Source organism: Microbacterium sp. (genome assembly GCF_049661145.1).
Taxonomy (GTDB): Bacteria; Actinomycetota; Actinomycetes; order Actinomycetales; family Microbacteriaceae; genus Microbacterium.
On sequence record NZ_JBASZT010000039.1, the window covers coordinates 1 to 2,030 of the forward strand.

Below are 2,030 nucleotides of genomic sequence, written 5' to 3' on the forward strand. Positions count from 1 at the left end.
GTCGCACGCGGCGCTGCTCGTGATCGGCAGCGACTACCGCGGACCCGGTGACGGGCTGGCGCGCGGTGCCCACGGCATCCGCATCGCCGCGGGCGCGAAGTGCCCCGTCGTCGTCGTCCCGGACTTCGAGACCCAGGGGCGATCGGGCGTGGTGGTCGGGCTCGACGGGTCGCCCGTGTCGGAGCACGCGCTGCGCTTCGCCGCCGCGGAAGCCGACCGGCTGGGGGAGAAGCTGGTCGCGATCAGTGTCTGGACGCCGCTGGAGGCTCCGCGCAACGGGCTCGCCGTGTACCCGGACCTGTACCTGACGAACATGCAGACCGCCACCGAGGAGACGCTGGCGCTCGCGGTCGCCGGGCTCGCGTCGGACTACCCCGACCTCGAGGTGGAGCGGGTCGTCGAGCGCGGCTACCCGTCGCACGCCATCAACGCGCGGGCGCAGCACGCGCGGCTCGCGGTGGTCGGCACGCACGGGCGCGGCGCGGTGGCGCGACTCCTCCTCGGATCGATCAGCCAAGAGGTGCTGGCACGGCTGGCGACGGTGACCGCCGTCGTGCGCTGACACCAAAGTCTCGCCACCTGAGGCAGATTTCCTCGCCCCCGCGGCGCGGCAGCGCCCCTGAAAAGCTAACGCGAAGTCCCGCCACCTGAGGCCTCATCGCAGCGACGGACTCGTCTCGTCCCACTTCTCGATGCCCTGTACGACCCAGAAGGCGCTGAACAGCACGAGGGCACCCGCCTCGGCGACGAGCACGAGGGGGATGCCGAGAGCCTCCGCCCGCGGCAGGAAGGCGATGTACGCGACGAGGACGAGGAGCAGGAGGACGGCGATCGTCACGTACGACGCGCGGAAGACACGCGCCGGCGCCTCTGATCGGCGAGGGAAGGCGGCGAGCACCGCCACGATGGCGAACAGCGCGAAGAAGGCGACGGTCGCGGCGAAGTGGCCCTGCGCGAGCATCCAGTCGCGGGCCAGGAGCCAGGCCAGCCCGACGGCGGTGAGCACGCCGACGGCGACGCCCCCGCTGACCGCGAACGAGGCGAGCGGAACCTGCTCCATCGCCACGAGCATCGCGCCGACGACGACCACGACGGTCCCGACGATGAGGTAGGTGGCGATGCCGGTGGCGGCATCGGCCTCGTAGGCGGGCGGGAAGCACCGGAACCGGCACGGCAGCTCTATGCCGGTGACGGTTCCGGGGACGAGAGTCGTGGGGAGGAGTGCGACCAGCGGCGCGAACAGCGCGGCGGCGTCGAGCAGACCGCGCTCGAGGCCGCGGCCCGAGAGGGCGAGCAGCGCGAACCCCACCGCGATGAGGGCTCCGACGAACGGGGTCCGCGCGGACGTGTAGTAGTAGTCGCTGAGCGAGGTGAGCCAGCCGACGGATGCCGCCGCCACCCCGATCGACGCGAAGATCACCACGACCATGCCCGCGACGCCGATGCGCAGGTAGCGGTAGGTGCGCTGCAGCGAGGTCGACCGCTCCACGGCGCTCATCCCGCCCTGCTCTCGCCGGAGAGCTCCTCGACGAGGGCGACCGCGAGCGGCCAGTAGGGCGCGTAGTGGTCGGGATCGCGGTTGATCTGGGTGCGGTGGGCGACGGTCGTCGGCTCGAGCCCGTCGCGGTCGGGCACACGCGCGAGCATCGCACGGTAGAACAGGGTCGCCGCCGTGTAGGGGTCGAGCCGCTGCTCGCGCGTGCCCCAGCCGTCCTGCTGCTGGAAGAGTCCGATCGAGGTCGTGGGGGAGCCGTCGGGGTTGGTGACGCCGCTCGTCTCCCAGTCGCCGTACTCGAGGTTCCGCAGCGACGACTCGCCCATCGCGGTCATGACGGCGATGGTCTGATCGCGCATCGGGAGCCCGAGATCACGCCCCGCGACGATGATGACGGCCGCGTTGTCGAGCTGCTCCTGGCTGTAGGAGGCGGATGCCGGCGGGTCGCCCGGCGGCGGCCCCTCGCGCGGTCCGCTGAAGCTCATCGCCCCCGCCACGAGCGCCGCCATGGCGAGCACGGGCAGCGCCGTGATCC

3 protein-coding genes are annotated in these 2,030 nt (G+C 72.3%); 1 reads left to right on the forward strand and 2 read right to left on the reverse strand.

The genetic code is table 11. The annotated features are described in order from the left end of the window. Nucleotides 1-562 (forward strand): universal stress protein (locus WBP48_RS01645; protein WP_424435107.1); only part of this gene is annotated, 562 nt, incomplete at its 5' end. Nucleotides 563-655: 93 nt separating this feature from the next. Here the strand turns inward: WBP48_RS01645 and WBP48_RS01650 are convergent. Then, nucleotides 656-1,498, reverse strand: a complete 843-nt coding sequence (locus WBP48_RS01650; RefSeq protein WP_424435110.1) for a hypothetical protein — start codon at nt 1,496-1,498, stop codon at nt 656-658. After that, nucleotides 1,495-2,030, reverse strand: a 536-nt coding sequence (locus WBP48_RS01655; protein WP_424435113.1) for a peptidase M23, incomplete at its 5' end; no start/stop codon positions are given. The genes WBP48_RS01655 and WBP48_RS01650, both read right to left, overlap by 4 nt.

What these genes read in the sequence shown, in the direction of transcription:
- WBP48_RS01650 (WP_424435110.1), bottom strand. Translation starts at nt 1,498, where the DNA reads ATGAGCGCCGTGGAGCGGTCGACCTCGCTGCAGCGCACCTACCGCTAC.